At 39.6% G+C, this 15,464-nt stretch carries 16 protein-coding genes and 1 pseudogene; 3 read left to right on the top strand and 14 right to left on the bottom strand.

Translation table 11 applies throughout. The annotated features are described in order from the left end of the window. Positions 1-114: 114 nt before the first annotated feature. Both PCY09_RS09165 and PCY09_RS09160 read left to right on the top strand, forming a co-directional pair. Positions 115-1,329 carry a DUF2974 domain-containing protein gene (locus PCY09_RS09165; protein ID WP_125397221.1) on the top strand — a complete coding sequence of 405 codons (1,215 nt, stop codon included), beginning with the start codon at positions 115-117 and terminating at the stop codon, positions 1,327-1,329. Positions 1,330-1,492: 163 nt separating this feature from the next. Continuing rightward, positions 1,493-2,689: a ferric reductase-like transmembrane domain-containing protein gene (locus PCY09_RS09160; RefSeq protein ID WP_125397222.1), complete on the top strand. Its 1,197-nt coding sequence runs from the start codon at positions 1,493-1,495 to the stop codon at positions 2,687-2,689. A gap of 105 nt (positions 2,690-2,794) precedes the next feature. Here PCY09_RS09160 and PCY09_RS09155 read toward each other — a convergent pair whose 3' ends face one another. The 14 genes and pseudogenes from PCY09_RS09155 to PCY09_RS09090 form a co-directional block, all read right to left on the bottom strand. Further along, on the bottom strand, positions 2,795-3,301 hold the full coding sequence (locus PCY09_RS09155; RefSeq protein WP_125397223.1) for a DUF3592 domain-containing protein: 507 nt from the start codon (positions 3,299-3,301) through the stop codon (positions 2,795-2,797). A gap of 341 nt (positions 3,302-3,642) precedes the next feature. Further along, positions 3,643-5,121 (bottom strand): PTS galactitol transporter subunit IIC, encoded by a 1,479-nt coding sequence (locus PCY09_RS09150; protein WP_061596208.1) that lies wholly within the window; start codon positions 5,119-5,121, stop codon positions 3,643-3,645. A gap of 96 nt (positions 5,122-5,217) precedes the next feature. Beyond that, positions 5,218-5,523, bottom strand: coding sequence for a PTS sugar transporter subunit IIB (locus PCY09_RS09145; protein WP_008809454.1), 306 nt, complete (start codon positions 5,521-5,523; stop codon positions 5,218-5,220). Positions 5,524-5,560: 37 nt separating this feature from the next. Then, positions 5,561-6,037, bottom strand: coding sequence for a PTS sugar transporter subunit IIA (locus PCY09_RS09140; RefSeq protein WP_061595964.1), 477 nt, complete (start codon positions 6,035-6,037; stop codon positions 5,561-5,563). Between the two features lie 131 nt (positions 6,038-6,168). Continuing rightward, positions 6,169-7,140 carry a tagatose-bisphosphate aldolase gene (gene lacD, locus PCY09_RS09135; protein ID WP_061595965.1) on the bottom strand — a complete coding sequence of 324 codons (972 nt, stop codon included), beginning with the start codon at positions 7,138-7,140 and terminating at the stop codon, positions 6,169-6,171. Between the two features lies 1 nt (position 7,141). After that, positions 7,142-8,071, bottom strand: coding sequence for a tagatose-6-phosphate kinase (locus PCY09_RS09130; RefSeq protein ID WP_125397224.1), 930 nt, complete (start codon positions 8,069-8,071; stop codon positions 7,142-7,144). 10 nt (positions 8,072-8,081) lie between these two features. After that, a complete protein-coding gene (lacB, locus tag PCY09_RS09125) occupies positions 8,082-8,597 on the bottom strand; it encodes a galactose-6-phosphate isomerase subunit LacB (RefSeq protein WP_008809451.1) in 516 nt (171 codons plus the stop codon). Between the two features lie 16 nt (positions 8,598-8,613). Beyond that, on the bottom strand, positions 8,614-9,039 hold the full coding sequence (lacA, locus tag PCY09_RS09120) for a galactose-6-phosphate isomerase subunit LacA (RefSeq protein WP_061586092.1): 426 nt from the start codon (positions 9,037-9,039) through the stop codon (positions 8,614-8,616). A 199-nt stretch (positions 9,040-9,238) separates the two neighbouring features. Then, positions 9,239-9,994: a DeoR/GlpR family DNA-binding transcription regulator gene (locus PCY09_RS09115; RefSeq protein WP_061595967.1), complete on the bottom strand. Its 756-nt coding sequence runs from the start codon at positions 9,992-9,994 to the stop codon at positions 9,239-9,241. A 415-nt stretch (positions 9,995-10,409) separates the two neighbouring features. Then, the gene (locus tag PCY09_RS09110) at positions 10,410-10,946 is read right to left on the bottom strand and encodes a hypothetical protein (protein WP_111723948.1); all 537 of its coding nucleotides are present in this window, start codon (positions 10,944-10,946) and stop codon (positions 10,410-10,412) included. A 202-nt stretch (positions 10,947-11,148) separates the two neighbouring features. Beyond that, positions 11,149-11,805 (bottom strand): DUF4230 domain-containing protein, encoded by a 657-nt coding sequence (locus PCY09_RS09105; RefSeq protein ID WP_125397225.1) that lies wholly within the window; start codon positions 11,803-11,805, stop codon positions 11,149-11,151. A gap of 4 nt (positions 11,806-11,809) precedes the next feature. Further along, entirely contained in the window at positions 11,810-11,944 is a 135-nt protein-coding gene (locus tag PCY09_RS09100; protein ID WP_260469974.1) for a hypothetical protein, read from the bottom strand. Between the two features lie 154 nt (positions 11,945-12,098). After that, entirely contained in the window at positions 12,099-14,099 is a 2,001-nt protein-coding gene (gene metG / locus PCY09_RS09095; protein ID WP_125397226.1) for a methionine--tRNA ligase, read from the bottom strand. Positions 14,100-14,226: 127 nt separating this feature from the next. Next, positions 14,227-14,478: pseudogene (locus PCY09_RS09090) on the bottom strand (YetF domain-containing protein); the annotation flags it as partial. Between the two features lie 150 nt (positions 14,479-14,628). On the opposite strand from PCY09_RS09090, the gene PCY09_RS09085 reads away from it, so the two are divergent. Continuing rightward, positions 14,629-15,456 (top strand): exodeoxyribonuclease III, encoded by an 828-nt coding sequence (locus PCY09_RS09085; RefSeq protein ID WP_125397227.1) that lies wholly within the window; start codon positions 14,629-14,631, stop codon positions 15,454-15,456. Positions 15,457-15,464 lie beyond the last annotated feature (8 nt).

The raw sequence follows: 15,464 nt of genomic DNA, 5'->3' as shown, positions 1-15,464 counted from the left end.
GAGCAGACGGCTCAAAAGTTAAGCTTTTGTCCTCTGTTCTTTTTTGTATTCTTCCAGCAAACCGTACTAGCTTATGATATACTATCTATATATGGATTCCTAGGAGATAGACAAATGGAAAATATTTTTAAGTACCTAGATGATACGCAGTATGATAATATCTATGACCGTCCCTTTAATGAACTTGACCTGCTCATCCTAACAGAATTAGCCTACCTTTCTTTTGACGGACTTGTCGCAAGCGATCTGGATCTAGATAAAAGCAAGCGACTACAGGACATTGCTGAAAATTACCCTCAAGAACAATCTATGATGCATACCCGCAATCGTCTTAAACTACTTGAAAAAGCCTCCAAAATTAAACGTTTCAAGAATATTAAATTGATGGGTTTTATAAACGACATTGACATGGAGATTGAAAAACAATTTGCTGCCCTAGTATACTGTATTCAGTCTAAACCTGCCACTTACGTCCTAGCCTACAGAGGAACCGATGACTCTATCATTGGTTGGAAAGAAGACTTCCATATGACCTATATGGATCGGGTTCCAGCCCAAAAAAATGCCAAGAAATACTTAAAAGAAGTTCTCAGAGAGCTTGATGGAGACTTCATCTTGACTGGGCACTCCAAGGGAGGGAACTTGGCTGCTTATGCTGCTAGTCAAGTTAATCCTCTCTTGCAGGAGCGTATTAAAAAGATCTATAGTTATGATGCTCCTGGCCTTAACAAGGCAATCATTGAAAGCGATGGTTATAAGGCAATTGCTAATAAAATTCAGCATTACATTCCGCAAGGTTCTATTGTGGGCATGATGTTAGAAATTCCTAAACAGATGGCAATTGTCAAAAGCACTGCCCTAGGAGGTCTAGCTCAACACGATACTTTTTCATGGCAGATTGAGGGAGACAGTTTTGTCCTCCTAGACAGCTTAAATCCAGATAGTCTTCAGACGGATAAAACATTGAAGAATTGGGTAAGAAGTACATCTGACGAAGAATTAAAAGATTTCTTTGATTTGTTCTTCGGACTTGTACTAGATGCCGGTATCACTTCTATCGATGATTTCTCTAAGATTTCAAACGTTAGAAAAGTTTTAGAGATTTTTAAAAACGCCAACGCATTATCGGATGAGGAAAGAGAAATGCTGACGCGACTCACTAGTCTTTTAGTAGATATGCGAGTCCAAAGCTGGAAGGACGATATTAGTCTACCTAACATTTCTGAAATTGGAAAAGATATCCGAGAAAATCTATCACGCTGGAGTAAGCAGCTTCCTTTCGGCCAGTCTGATACTGACAAAACGGAAGACACCACCTCAGATGTTTAAGAGTAACATCGCAAAAGTGCTCTCTATCTTATCTAATATTAGACTTGACCTATCCATCCCAAAAACGAAACAAGCTTGTCCTTGACAGCTTGTTTTTTCTTTGTTAAAATGTAACTAAATACATTACAACTAATTAGTGATATTTTTAGAAAGGACACAAACTATGAAATCTATCAAAGGAATTGCCCTTATCGCTATCAGCATAATCCTGACCATCTATGCTTGGGCTTCAGCAGGGATGACCAACTTTATCGTACCCGGTCTGGCCTTGACTACCCTCTCGCTGACCTTTTTACTTGCGACTCGGAACGCCCTTTTGGAAAAATGGTTCCATGGCATCGAAAAGATGTACGCTTATCATAAGTTTACAGCTATCTTTTCCGTCGTCCTGCTTGCTCTCCACAATGTTGCCATGGGTGGCAGTCTCTGGGGCTCTCATCTGGCAGCCCAGCTTGGGAATGTCGGCATCTATCTCTTTGTCAGCATTGTTCTGGTGGCCTATCTTGGCAAGCACATCAAGTATGAGGCTTGGCGCTGGATTCACCGTTTTGTGTATCTGGCTTATATCTTTGGTCTCTTCCACGCCTATATGCTGATGGGCGGTCGACTCCTGACACCGACCTTGCTAGGCTTCGTAGTCGGATTCTACGCTATCATCGGTTTAGCTTCTGGCTTTTATATCATCTTCCTCTATCAAAGTTTGGCCTTTCGACACCTGGGAAAAATCATTCAGGTCAAACGCCTGAACCACGATACCGTGGAGTTGAAAATCCAACTCAGTCAAAAGCTAGACTATCAGTACGGTCAGTTTGCCTTCGTCAAGATTTTCCAAGAAGGATTTGAAAAAGCGCCACATCCTTTCTCTATCTCTGGCGGCCATGACAATATCGTCTACTTTACTATCAAGAACTCTGGCGATCACACTAAGAAACTTTATGACAAGATCCAAGAGGGAACCAAGGTCACTATTGACCGAGCTTATGGTCACATGATTCTTGACCAAGGGCAGGAAAAACAAATCTGGATTGCTGGTGGGATTGGCATTACGCCCTTCATCTCCTATATCCGAGAAAATCCTAATCTGAATCGCCCAGTCAGCTTCTACTATGCTTACACTGGAGCTGAAAATGCAGTCTACCTAGACCTACTCAAAGATTACGCAGCAAAGAATCCGCAGTTTGACCTTCATTTGGTTGATAGCAAGGTCTCCGGCTATTTGGACTTCAAGAATTATCCTCTGGACAACCAAACCACCGTCTTCATGTGCGGCCCTGTCAAAATGATGGATAAACTAGCCAACGAATTTAAAAAGACCAATCCTAAAGCAGATCTGGTCTATGAAGGCTTTAAGTTTAAATAAAAAACAAAAAGAGGACTTCAATCCTCTTTTTAGTCTATTTTGATTCAACCGATTTTGAAAAGTTAAAATTTCTATCACTCAATATCCAAAAATAAACTTTTCAAACTACAAAACTATACGGAAAAGATTAATTCCAATCAGAATGAGCAAGGAAATAGAAAATCCGATAAACAAATATTTAAAATACTTTTCATTGCTGATGCAGCGCTCAACATACGCTTCTTCAGGATTCTTAGGATTATAGTAAACGGCCATATTTGAGCCGACGGGAAATATCTTTTTCAAGTCTAGACTCCTATCCGATCCATAAACATAGTCACCTGAAAAGACATCTTTTTGGATTTTTCCTGAAGATGCGGGGATAAACTGCTTATACTCAAGTCTTTTCCGATATTGTTTGTCGCGAACGGTATACTCTACAATAGGCAAGGCCACCTGAGGTGGCTCCCCATGGCGACTATAGATAGAACTGTTATATCCTACTACTTTGCCTGATATTAAAGATGTAGATTTACTTCTAATAGAAATTTCTTTTCGATAGTAAAGATAGAGTGGAAAAACAATGACTAGCCAGAGTAGCCCAAGTACCACAATCATAATCATAGGATTCATTTCTATTTCCTTTGTTACTTTGATATTCAATACATATTGTATCAAAAAATACAGTTTACCAACTCCTTCATATTAAAAAATCCCAAATCTGATAAACAGAAATGGGAGGGGGACAAAATATAAGAATAAATTACTAGTGTCCTATTCAAGATTATCATACTAAGACAGCTCATAAAAATCTAGAAGCTAACTAGTCAATTCTATTTAGAAAGAGACCGTCAGCAAGTTCATATTCATTATTCCCTTGATTTTAGGTCTCTTCTCTTTTCATTTTAATCTATTTCTATCTAAGAATAAGCAATCTTATTATGTTTTCATTCTTTTCTCAAAAGAAATACCTATTAGTTTTTACCTTGAGCTACGTACTCTTCATTACGTTTGATCATTTGTTTTCTGTACCAAGCAAAGATACCGATATAGAATGCAAGGAAGACTACAACACCTAGAATAGCTTTAATATCACCGGTTGTTGCGTTACCAATTGTCCAACCCAAGAGTTTTTCAACTGGACCTTCAAGAGTTGAGTGAGTGATCAATTGAGTAGAAGCTACCCCTTTAGGGAAGGCATCAACACTCTTAGCCAACTCAGTTGCAAATGGAGCAATCAGAGTTCCTGAAAGAAGGAAGAGTGGCAAGAGAAGACTTCCGAAGATGATCATACGGATCAATTTACCACGAGTAACAACCAAGAGAGCTGGAGTTACACCCATCGCAATGATACCAGCAAGTGGCAAGATACCATTACCAACTTTAGAAAGAAGTACTGCTTCGATCAACATGATTGGTGCAAGTACGTTAGCACAAGCCCAGATTTCAGCACGACCAGCGATGAAAGGCCAGTCAAGACCGATATTGAATTTACGTCCTTGTAGACGTTTTGTAGCAACGTTTGTAATACCTTGTGAAAGTGGTTCTACCGCTGCAATGAACCATGAACCAATCAATGAGAACAATTCCAAGGAGACACCAGCTGTTAAACCAAGACTCAACCAAGATTTAATAACCAATTCCCATGTTTTTAAGTCTTCCACGTTTGCTTCTGGATGTGGTGTTCCCATAATTCCGATTACAATACCAAGAAGGAAACCAATAAAGAATTTAGAACCCCAGAAACCAATTTTCTTATTTAGTTTAGCAGCATCAAAGTCGTATTTATCAAGTCCAGGGAAGAATTTATCAAAGATCTTATCCAACACCATGATAATAGGGTTCATCATGTAGTTCATGTGAGTAGATGTCATTGGAGATGAACTTGGAGCATTTAGGAGGTCGTCAAAAGTTGGTTTCATCAAGTCAGAGTTGATAATCTTCATGATTCCTACTAGTACGACTGCAAGAGTTGCTACAAAAAGAGAAACACCTTGACTTACTCCGTTGTTATCTGCATACCATTTAATCAAGAGACCTGTAATTGACAAGTGCCAAATATCAAAGATATCTACATCGAGTGTATCAGTTTTCTTCATCAAGAGCATCACGACATTGACGATCAACATAACAAGCAAGAAATATAGAGTCCAAGCTGAACCCCAAGTAATCGTTGCAAGTGGTGCCCAGCCTACGTCAGTAATATTAAGCTGGATCCCCGTATTGGTTACAAATTTTGCTAAAGAAGCTGAAAAAGCTCCATTCAACATTCCAATAATTGCACCAATACCTGTCAAGGCGATCGCTAATTTAATACCACCTTCGAGGGCTTTGGAGAATTTTACTCCAAACAAGAGGGCTAGGACCGTCAAAATGATTAACATGATGATTGGACCACCCATCGCCAAAATTGGCTTAAAAATATCGTTGGCTAATTTAATAATGCCATCCATAATAAATCCTCCCGATTTATATTAATTTATATATTGTTTATAATATGAGAACTCCAGCGTACCATTTAGACAGCGCTTTCATACTCTTTAAAAAAATTAACTCAGACCATGCTCTTTGATAGCTGCTTCAATATTATCAAACACTGGAGCGCTCATTGCTGGAATTCTGAACAAAATTGGACCGGCTTCTACTACTGGAATACCAGGATCAAAACCTAAATCTGTCGCAGCAATTGGTGTAAAAATGTCATAGCCTTTAATCAAATCTTCATTGACATCCTTGACCATCACTGCATCACAGCGAACGTCATAACCACGGTTAGATAATTCTTCTTCTACCGCATTCTTAATTTGGTGACTTGAATTAACACCAGCCCCACAGGCTGCTAAAATTTTAATCATTTGGATTTCCTCCGTTTTATATATTTTCTTGATTTTTTTATCCGATTTCTTTTGTTATATAGCCATATAATTCATCTTCATTTGCCAACTTAGATAAATTATCTAAATTTCCATTCTTAGTAAAGAAATCCATCAATTGTGCCAGAATATTCGTCTGGCTAGAACTTGAATTGTTAATGATAAAGAACAAAAGTGAAACTTCTACTTCTTTATCAGGTGCTATCATGTTGTGAAAAGTCACAGCTTGATTTAAGCGTACCACAACAACTTTTTCAGCTAAGTTATGTTCAATATCTGTATGAGGGATTGCTACATTCGGTAAGTCTTTTCCTAGAAACTCCATGTCCAATCCAGTTGGAAATGACTTTTCTCTCTCGATTAATGCAGTCCTATAAGAAGGAGTTACAATCTTTCTTTCTTCAAGAAGGTTAGCGACTTGATTAAAAAGATGTTCTTGATTATCCGCTTGTAGGCAGAAGACCAAGTTCTTATCAAACAATTGATTAAGTCCCATAATACTTCACCCCTTTCTATATTTAATATATCTTTATCTCAATATAAAATCAATCTACTATTTATAACTAAAAGCCTACAAATTATGCTAAGACATATATTGTTTTTCTCTTTAAAATATAATCTATGATTCTATTTCCAAGAGGTTGCACTGCTCTTTAACACTTGATTTAATTCTTCAATGTTTTGACGTCCTTCAGTACGAAGCCATTCACGAGCTGCTGCCTCACCGTCTTTGATGTAAGCTTCAACTGATCCAGCCCAAGTTGCACGTCCACAAAGAACGCCGTTGAAGTTTGCACCTGATTCGTGGGCAAAGACAAGTGTTTCTTGGAAGAGTTTGGCTGACACGCCAGCACTCAAGTAGATGTATGGCAGGTTAGTTGCTTCGTCTTGCGCTTTGAAGAAGGCTGCTGCTTCTTCGCGTGTATGCACGATTTCACCATCGCCAAATCCTTCAACGTATTTGACGTTGACTGGAACTTCCACTTTCAAGACATCGATGTTGAAGCGTGGATCTGAGAAGACCTTCATAGCACCGATAACCTTGTGTGGTTTTACTTTAGCATATTCTGCAGAACCTGCGTCAGCGATTTTTTCATCGTAAGCAAGGATTTCAAGGAAAAATGGAATGTCTTCCGCCACACACTCAGAGCCGATGCGTTCGATATAGGCTTGTTTTTGTTGGTTGAGTTCGTCAGAACTGTCTACGTCATAGTAAAGCAAGAACTTAACAGCATCTGCACCTTGTTCTTTGATGCGTTTTGCAGACCAAACATCCAAGCAGTCTGGCAAGCGTTTGGTGCTTGTTGTGTCGTAACCAGTTTTCTCATAAGCAAGGAGAAGACCAGCATTTGGAGCAAGCGCTTTTGTAGCTGGAAGTCCATACTCTGGGTCAAGAAGCATAGAAGATGCGTATTTTGTCAATTCATCCGCTACCAAGACTTTGAGTTCTTCCATTTGAGCGACTGTTGGCTCTTCTGTTTGGTATTGAGCCATGAGGCGTTTCAAAGCACCTCGTTGGTCAAAGGCGAGAGCTGAGATGATCCCATTCTCATCAGAAAGTTTTTCCATATATTTGCGTTTTTGTTCTGTTAAAGCCATTTTATACCTCTTTTACTAATAGTTGATCATACTGGGCTTGATAGTTGGCCATATTCACATGACCTGTCATTTTTTCTTGAGCATTGAGCATACCAAGGACATTGGCCTTGATGAGAAGTTCTTGATCAGATTCCTTATGAAGAAGTCCTGATGAAATTCCTGCCACAGTAGAATCTCCAGATCCAACAGGATTAACTACCTGAATTCTAGGGATATCTACCTTGTAGAAAGTATTACCATGTTTTGCAAAAGCACCATTTGCACCAAGTGAAACAATGATCCACTCAACACCTGCAAATAAAGGCTCTTGAAGAACTTCTTTTAATTCATCCAAATCCTCAGAAACTTCTCTTCCTAGAAGCTGAGACAATTCTTCGTTATTTGGTTTGATTACTGTTGGTTTGTGTGGTGATTCAAGAACCGCCTGAAGGGCAGCACCTGAGCAGTCTAGAACTACTGGTTTTCCTGTGAGATTAGCAAGCTCTACCAAGCTCGCATAATAATCAACTGGAAGACCTGCTGGCAGACTACCTGAGATGGCCACTACTTCTACAGTGTCAAGGAGATTTTTGAAATGAGCCAAGAAATCTTGACCTTCTTGTTCCAGAACTTCAGGCCCTTTCTCAAGAATTTCTGTTTGGTTGTCTCCGTGCAGAATAGCGATACAGTTACGAGTCTCTCCTTGAATCGAGAAGAAATGTTTACTAACCTTATCGTCAATATGTTCTACCAAAAACTCACCAAGTTTGCCACCAACTAAACCAGTAGCAGCAACAGAATCACCAAATTCTGAAAGAACTCGTGTAACATTGAGCCCTTTACCACCAGCTGTCTTGGTCACGTCCACCACACGGTTGACAGTGTCAATTTTTAATTCATCCAAAGGATAGGAAATATCGATGGATGGATTCATTGTGACTGTTAAAATCATGCGTCACCTCTTAGTCGTGGTATTCACCGCGATCCCATTTTTCAAGGAATTCTGTAAAGAAGTTTGCATCTGCTTGATGAGCATTGTGAGTTTCAACGTGCTCAATTTTCGCAATCAATTTTTTGTTTTCTTCTGATGGTTTGTATTCAGCATTGATGAAAGCTTCAATTATATCGCACATGAGCAATTCACCGGTGATTTTACCACCAAAACCAATAACATTGGCATTAAGTTCTTCTTTAGCGTAAAGAGCTGTTGTCATATCACGAACTAAGGCAGAACGGACACCAGGAACTTTATTGACAGCATTGTTGATACCAACACCAGTACCACAGATACATACCCCAAGATCAGCTTGACCGCTAGTTACAGCTTCACCAACTTTTTTACCAAAGATTGGATAGTGTGTCCGTGTATGGTCATAAGTACCAAAATCAAGAACTTCATAGCCTTTTGATTTCAAAAAATCTGAAACCGCCATTTTTTCATTGGTAACGATATGGTCACATCCGATTGCAATTTTCATTTGACTTCTCCTTTTCTTAGCACATTTTGTTGAGCATGTCGACCCGGATTTGGTGACGTCCGCCGTCGTATTTACCATTGACAAAACCTTTGGCAATATTCTTAGCCAGGCCTTCTCCAACAATTTCAGCTCCCATTGTGATCATACGAGAGTTGTTGTGACCACGAGTCATGTAAGCAGAGCGTTCGTCTGAGACTTCTGCCGCAACCATACCTTTGATTTTGGTCGCTACCATGAATGGACCAGCCCCATAAGCATCAATCACGATACCAAGATTTTGTTCTTCTTTGTTCACTTCAGCCGCAACTGCCAATGTCACATCAACAAAATCCTGACCTTCTTTCGTCACATCGACTACTTCAAAGTTTTCTCCAATGAGAAAGTCCTTAACCACATCTTTTAGCTTATTTCCAGCAGCATCTGCTCCAATAATAATTGCCATGAGCATTCTCCTTTGTTTGATCTACAAGAAAGAATTTTGGTAAAACGCTTTCTTTTAATATATTAATAATATACTAAATTTATCGTTTTTTGTCAACATTATTTGTTTGTTTTTTTCATACGAATTTCACTGTATGATTAAAATAAACAAAAAGCCCTTTAAAGGGCTTTTGACTAACTGTTTATTTAATTAGATTAAACTAGGAAATTACTTTTGTATAAACTTCCAACTCTCCCTGAACAGCTTCTGAAGTCTGATCCGTGATTAAGGCTGTTATCTCCGATAAGGAGCAGATAGCAGTGAAATCCTCCTTGCCAACTTTAGATGAATCGATAAGAAGATAGCTTTCTTTTGAACGGTCTAAGGCTAGCTTCTGAGTATAAGCTTCCTCAAAGGAAGATGTCATAATTTGACCATCTTTGATGCCATTTCCACTGAAAAACATCTTACTAAAATACATACGATCCATAAGAGCATTGGTCATTTCACCGACAAAAGCTTGAGTAGCATCACGCATTTCTCCACCTAACAGAAAAACTTTAAAGGTATCTGATTTTTTCTTGAGTAGATCGTTAAAAATAGGCAAGCAATTCGTAATCACGCGCAGATGTTGATTTGATATTTCCTCAGCTAGCACTTCGACCGATGTTCCAGGACCTAGAAAGATAGTGTCTCCCTCCTCGATAAGCTGGACAGCTTTCTTGGCAACAGTTCGCTTGGCCTCAATATTTTTAAAAAGCTTTTCTTCATGCGGTAGCTCTCGATATTGTTGCACCTTATTACTCTTCGCCCCACCAAATACTCGCGTAAGCTTTCCTTGGTTTTCTAACTCTATCAAATCACGGCGAACTGTCATATCGGAAACCTTCATGGTCTCCATGATCTCCGCAACCGTTACAGTTCCAGCTCGATCCACAAATTTAAGAATTTCATCTTGTCTTTGATTCTTACTCATACTCCATCCTCTCTAGCTTGGTTTTGTTCATTATAACTCATTTCTCTCATTTTATCCACATATTTCTGTTTATTTCAAACATTTTTTTGTTTTGTTAACTAAAAAAACGAGAATAGAGTTATTCACCCTTCTCGTCTCTGACTCTTCTATTGTCTATAATAATACTGATCAGCAGGAAGATTTCCAATGTTTTGCCCCAGTGCCAATCTAGCTTTGCTTGAATCTGAAAGGTCTCCGTAAGGATTAGGAAATCCAATTTTTAATAGAGCAATTAGATATCCCGTATTCCCAGACCGAACATTTAGGGTAGGAAATTGACTGCTAGAATGAGAATTAGGTGAGAGGAGCTTAGTGTTATTCACTTTTCCACCAACACAAATTAAATCTTCTCTCGTAATTCTATCTCTCAATCAATTTATTCTGTAGTCTGTGTTCCTTCACCATTCTCATCGCTCGGTTCAAAAAAATCTTTTTGATTAGCAAAAACCATTTCATGGGCAGGATTGCCGTCTGACATGGTAATCGTTATGAGAGGTTGCTTGGAGGTCTTATACTTGAAAATACGGACAGTAATGGTAAAGTCGCTATTGCCATCTGACTTTCTCATCTTATCAGTCGCTATTAAAGTTTCTCCTTCAGATTTCCATTCTGTCGTAAATTCTGCTGAAACAGCACCATCAGGAGTTTGGTAATTAATCTTCCATTCCTTATCACCACCGTCAATTTTAGCTTTATCACCCGTATTCGCTACATATTCACCTGAAATACTAACTTTTTGCTCTGAGCTGTCAGACTTAGATGTCGAAACTGATGTAGAAGAACTCGCTTGTTTTGGCTGCTCCTTATGACTAAACTTAGACACAAGAAGAAAACAAACTGTCACCGCTAAAGCCAGTGCGACAAAACTATATAGTAAGGTTAAGACTGTTTTTCTGTCCCATTTTTTTATCATCACTCATACCTCCAATAAAAAATCTTACACCTAGTATACCTTAATTCTTCATCTTGGTAAAATGCTAGGATAAAACCGACCTAATCAAAGAAATATCTTCTAGTATAGAGAACTGATTATATCTGGGAAAACTAAAACACTCTAAAAGCACCTTGCAATTTAATGCAAGATGCTTTTAACAGTTGATAGAACTTAATGTTCACTATTTATTAGTATTTTTAAACGTTAGCTTTGCTTCTGGATCGATACTAGTCACGATACTTGTATAGTATTTTTCAGCTGATTCAGTAATCTGCTCCTCATATTGTCTAAGGTATACTTCCTGTTCTTTATTACTGAGAGATTTAGTAACATGTTCTCCGGTATCAATGTTTTCTGTTGCTCCGCTCAACAATTGGCCACTCGAGTCATATAGTTTGTATCGGTCTTTGGGGTTATCTGGGACCTTAACTCCTATAACTTCATATTTAGGGATCGTTAACTCATATTCATGCTCAGCAATTTTCCTAACTTTAACTCCTTCTTTGATTCCAAATTTAGCCGTATAATTAAGGATGATAATTGCCTTTTTAACAGACAATGGAATACTGATGTTAGTACCAGGTATCTTCTTATCTTTCTCAATCGTTTCAACCTTCTGAATCCCAACATCTAAAAAAACACTTTGGTTAACTTTCTCTAAACGAGTTATTTGAGTGTAAACTTGACTACGCTCGGATGAAGCATTCTTTCCCTGAAAATATCCAATAAGATTGAAGGTTTTTGCCACTACAAATAAAGTAGTCAGTATAACTATTACAATCCAAACATAGATTTTTGCACCTAGTACTTTTTTAAAAAGAGTCTTAAACATTCTCATTCTCCTACTTCTTTACAATCAAAAATAAAGTTCCAAAACTAATCAGAGCCAGAAGAACTGATAGATATGGATTAAGCGGAAAGAGAACGACAATTAAAAGCACCACAAAAATAAGTGCTACTGTTTTTGCTATTTTCATAACATTACCCCTAAAACTTTTCAATAGATATTATATATGTATATACACTACTTGTCAAGCGCTTTCTCATATGCAAAAAAATCCCCCAGCAATATTTAGCTGCGGGGAAATTTAAGATAAAATCAAGACACTTCTTTCAAAAATTTTAATCCTTCTATCCAATCAAACTTCCATTTGGTACTTTCTCATCCACTGTAAGAAGAGTCAGTTGGTCGCCGTGTTCGGCTGAGAGAATCATCCCTTGGCTGACATATTTTTTCATCATTTTACGTGGCTTGAGGTTGGCAACGATTTGGACTTTCTTACCGACCAGTTCTTGCTCGTTTGGATAGTATTTCGCAATACCAGAGAGGATTTGACGGTCTTCACCGTCACCAGCATCCAAGCGGAATTGAAGCAGCTTATCTGAGCCTTCAACTTTAGACACTTCTTTGACTTCAGCAACTCTGATTTCTACCTTATCAAAGTCGTCAAACTTGATTTCCTTGCGGTTAAGTTTGAGCTCGACTTCTTCTGGATTCCATTCTTTTTCAACCGCAGGTTTGTTGCCTTCCATTTGTTCTTTGATATAGGCAATTTCTTCTTCCATATCCAGACGTGGGAAGATTGGTGTTCCTTTTTCTACGACTGTCAGACCTGCTGGAAGCTGATCAATTGCTAGATTTTCCAGAGACGTGGCTTGAGGCAAGCCTAATTGACTGAGGACAACCTTGCTCGTTTCCATCATGAAAGGATCAATCATGTGCGCCACAACACGAAGGCTAGCTGCCAAGTGGCTCATAACACTTGCAAGTTGATTGCGGAGGGCTTCATCCTTAGCCAAGACCCAAGGAGCAGTTTCATCAATGTATTTATTGGTACGAGAGATAAGCGTCCAGACTGCTTCTAGGGCGCGTGGGTAGTCAACTGCATCCATGTGTTTGTAGTAGTCAGCGATAGATTCAGTTGCCACCTGAGCCAGGGCTCCATCAAAGTCTGTTACATTTTCTTCATAGGCTGGCACTTGACCGTCAAAGTACTTGTTAATCATAGAAACAGTACGGTTGAGCAAGTTTCCAAGGTCATTGGCTAACTCGTAGTTGATACGACCCACATAGTCCTCAGGAGTGAAGGTTCCATCTGAACCAACAGGGAGACTACGCATGAGGTAGTAACGAAGAGGGTCTAGTCCATAACGTTCTACCAGCATTTCAGGATAGACCACATTTCCTTTAGACTTAGACATCTTACCATCTTTCATGACAAACCAGCCGTGAGCAATCAAACGGTCAGGCAACTTGATATCCAACATCATGAGCAGGATTGGCCAGTAGATAGAGTGGAAGCGCAGAATGTCCTTGCCCACCATGTGGAAGACTGTTCCGTTCCAGAATTTATCGTAGTTAGCATGGTCGTCCTGACCGTAGCCAAGAGCAGTCGCATAGTTGAGAAGGGCATCAATCCAAACGTAGACAACGTGTTTTGGATTAGATGGGACTGGCACACCCCAGGTAAAGGTTGTACGAGAAACCGCTAGGTCTTCCAAACCTGGCTCAATGAAGTTACGCAGCATTTCATTAAGACGACCATCAGGAGTGATAAAGTCAGGGTGAGATTTGAAAAATTCTACCAAGCGGTCTTGGTACTTGCTGAGGCGGAGGAAGTAAGACTCTTCTGATACCCACTCCACTTCATGTCCAGATGGCGCAATTCCGCCGGTTACTTTTCCATTTTCATCACGGAAGACTTCTGCCAACTGGCTTTCTGTGAAGAATTCCTCGTCTGATACAGAATACCAGCCTGAATATTCACCCAAGTATATATCGTCTTGAGCTAGGAGACGTTCAAAGACATCAGCTACAACCTTTTCGTGGTAGTCATCAGTCGTCCGGATAAATTTATCGTAAGAAATGTCTAACAATTTCCAGAGTTCCTTGACCCCAACTGCCATGCCATCTACATAAGCTTGCGGACTAATACCAGCTTCCTCAGCTTTTTGCTGAATCTTTTGACCATGCTCATCTAGACCTGTCAAATAGAAAACATCGTAGCCCATGAGACGCTTGTAGCGAGCCAGAACATCACAGGCAATAGTTGTATAAGCAGACCCGATATGGAGTTTACCACTCGGATAGTAGATAGGGGTTGTAATATAAAACGATTGTTTTTCAGTCATTTTTTAATCCTTTCAAGGCTAATGAAACCTTTTTTGATAACACTTCATTATACCATATTTTGCAAGGTTTGAGAAAAGACAGTCATCCACAGTAAATATAATTAAAAAACCAGAAATTATTCTAGGTTTAATAGGTCACAACATTCAAATTCCGACTCTCATACTCCGCGATGAAGGTATTCAAAATATCAGTATAGCCGTCTTTAGACAGCCTTTCCACCAGCCATTCTTCTGTTTTGCCAATTGACTCCAGAATATCAATCTAGACAAGATTATTTGGTGATAAGGGATATTTATGGCTTTCTTCACCTCTTTATTCGACGATGAGTTAGCTGTTTCATTCCAGACAGAACCGCTTGAATTGCTTGTGCTGGAAAATTCATTATTCTGCCTGGTCTGACTCAAAACATAAACATAAGCATAGAAAATCTTTCTTACTTCCCAAGCTTCTTGAAATCACTTTGCTATAAATCAGTCCTGAATTTTGTTATAATAAACTCAGCAAACTTCTACTAGAAAAGGAAATTTTATGAAACTCATTTCTTGGAATATTGACTCTCTCAACGCTGCATTGACCAGCGACTCTGCCCGCGCTCAGCTCTCTCAAGCCGTCCTTCAGACCTTGCAAGCAGAAAATGCAGATATTATCGCCATTCAGGAAACAAAACTATCTGCGACAGGTCCGACAAAAAAACACTTGGAGATTTTGGCAAATCTTTTCCCAGACTATGAAAACACTTGGCGTTCCTCCCAAGAGCCAGCCCGCAAGGGCTATGCAGGAACCATGTTCCTCTACAAAAAAGAACTAACGCCAACCATAACTTTCCCAGAAATCGGCGCTCCATCAACCATGGATGTCGAAGGTCGCATTATTACGCTGGAATTTGACGACTTCTTCGTTACTCAGGTCTATACACCTAATGCTGGCGATGGCCTCAAACGCTTGGATGACCGTCAAGTCTGGGATGCCAAATACGCTGAATACTTGGCAACACTAGATCAACAAAAACCAGTCCTTGCTACTGGCGACTACAATGTAGCTCACAAGGAAATTGACTTGGCCAATCCAGCCAGCAACCGCCGTTCACCAGGATTTACCGATGAAGAGCGCGCTGGCTTCACCAACCTACTGGCTAAAGGCTTTACCGATACCTTCCGCCATTTACACGGCGATATCCCTCACCAATACACTTGGTGGGCACAACGTAGCAAGACTTCTAAAATCAACAACACAGGCTGGAGAATCGACTACTGGCTGACAAGCAACCGCGTGGCAGACAAGGTGACCAAGTCTGATATGATTGACTCCGGTGCGCGCCAAGACCACACACCCATTGTCATGGAGATTGAACTCTAAGGAGAAAA

Source organism: Streptococcus sp. SG2 (genome assembly GCF_030439925.1).
Classification (GTDB): domain Bacteria; phylum Bacillota; class Bacilli; order Lactobacillales; family Streptococcaceae; genus Streptococcus; species Streptococcus gordonii.
Note: the sequence above shows the minus strand (reverse complement) of the source record. Positions and strands in the feature narration are given on the sequence as shown.

What these genes read in the sequence shown, in the direction of transcription:
- PCY09_RS09160 (WP_125397222.1), top strand. Translation starts at nt 1,493, where the DNA reads ATGAAATCTATCAAAGGAATTGCCCTTATCGCTATCAGCATAATCCTG.
- lacB (WP_008809451.1), bottom strand. Translation starts at nt 8,597, where the DNA reads ATGAAAATTGCAATCGGATGTGACCATATCGTTACCAATGAAAAAATG.
- PCY09_RS09150 (WP_061596208.1), bottom strand. Translation starts at nt 5,121, where the DNA reads ATGGATGGCATTATTAAATTAGCCAACGATATTTTTAAGCCAATTTTG.
- lacD (WP_061595965.1), bottom strand. Translation starts at nt 7,140, where the DNA reads ATGGCTTTAACAGAACAAAAACGCAAATATATGGAAAAACTTTCTGAT.
- PCY09_RS09145 (WP_008809454.1), bottom strand. Translation starts at nt 5,523, where the DNA reads ATGATTAAAATTTTAGCAGCCTGTGGGGCTGGTGTTAATTCAAGTCAC.
- PCY09_RS09115 (WP_061595967.1), bottom strand. Translation starts at nt 9,994, where the DNA reads ATGAGTAAGAATCAAAGACAAGATGAAATTCTTAAATTTGTGGATCGA.
- PCY09_RS09100 (WP_260469974.1), bottom strand. Translation starts at nt 11,944, where the DNA reads ATGAAAATAGCAAAAACAGTAGCACTTATTTTTGTGGTGCTTTTAATT.
- PCY09_RS09165 (WP_125397221.1), top strand. Translation starts at nt 115, where the DNA reads ATGGAAAATATTTTTAAGTACCTAGATGATACGCAGTATGATAATATC.
- PCY09_RS09155 (WP_125397223.1), bottom strand. Translation starts at nt 3,301, where the DNA reads ATGAATCCTATGATTATGATTGTGGTACTTGGGCTACTCTGGCTAGTC.
- metG (WP_125397226.1), bottom strand. Translation starts at nt 14,099, where the DNA reads ATGACTGAAAAACAATCGTTTTATATTACAACCCCTATCTACTATCCG.
- PCY09_RS09130 (WP_125397224.1), bottom strand. Translation starts at nt 8,071, where the DNA reads ATGATTTTAACAGTCACAATGAATCCATCCATCGATATTTCCTATCCT.
- PCY09_RS09140 (WP_061595964.1), bottom strand. Translation starts at nt 6,037, where the DNA reads ATGGGACTTAATCAATTGTTTGATAAGAACTTGGTCTTCTGCCTACAA.
- PCY09_RS09105 (WP_125397225.1), bottom strand. Translation starts at nt 11,805, where the DNA reads ATGAGAATGTTTAAGACTCTTTTTAAAAAAGTACTAGGTGCAAAAATC.
- PCY09_RS09110 (WP_111723948.1), bottom strand. Translation starts at nt 10,946, where the DNA reads ATGATAAAAAAATGGGACAGAAAAACAGTCTTAACCTTACTATATAGT.
- lacA (WP_061586092.1), bottom strand. Translation starts at nt 9,039, where the DNA reads ATGGCAATTATTATTGGAGCAGATGCTGCTGGAAATAAGCTAAAAGAT.
- PCY09_RS09085 (WP_125397227.1), top strand. Translation starts at nt 14,629, where the DNA reads ATGAAACTCATTTCTTGGAATATTGACTCTCTCAACGCTGCATTGACC.